This is a genomic window from Prevotella sp. P5-126, from assembly GCF_002251185.1.
Lineage (GTDB): Bacteria > Bacteroidota > Bacteroidia > Bacteroidales > Bacteroidaceae > Prevotella.
On the sequence record NZ_NPIZ01000023.1, the window covers coordinates 1 to 440 of the forward strand.

The following is a 440-nucleotide window of genomic DNA, read 5'->3' on the forward strand; positions in this document are numbered from 1 at the left end:
TTAGAAAGCGGGCTATCATAGAGACCGTTAACGATGAACTTAAGAATATTGCACAGGTGGAACATTCCAGACACAGATCTTTCGACAACTTCATTGTCAATACTCTTGGAGCTTTGGCAGCATATTGCTTCTTTCCTAAGAAACCTACAATTGCCGTTCAAAGGACTATTGATAGACAATTGACCTTATTCTAATTCGTCGAACTCACGTTAAATTTATCGTTTATCAGCGTAATTGTCGTACCTTTGCCAAAAGAAAAGAGTTGCTTGCCAAGCAACCGTATGAATATTGGAGAAGTTAAAACTATTGCCAAATCATTACCTCTTCGTGGAGCATGTGGCAAAGGCGTTATGGCCGGTAAAGCGTAACCCACACGTGTTTGTGGGACGGTATATCAACGTGAATAGAAAACCAGACGGGACTATCTATCCTACGTTCAA

At 40.7% G+C, this 440-nt stretch carries 1 protein-coding gene; it reads left to right on the forward strand.

The annotated features are described in order from the left end of the window. Nucleotides 1-194, forward strand: a 194-nt coding sequence (locus CIK90_RS02175) for a transposase (protein WP_216820902.1), incomplete at its 5' end; no start/stop codon positions are given. Between the last annotated feature and the right edge of the window lie 246 nt (nucleotides 195-440).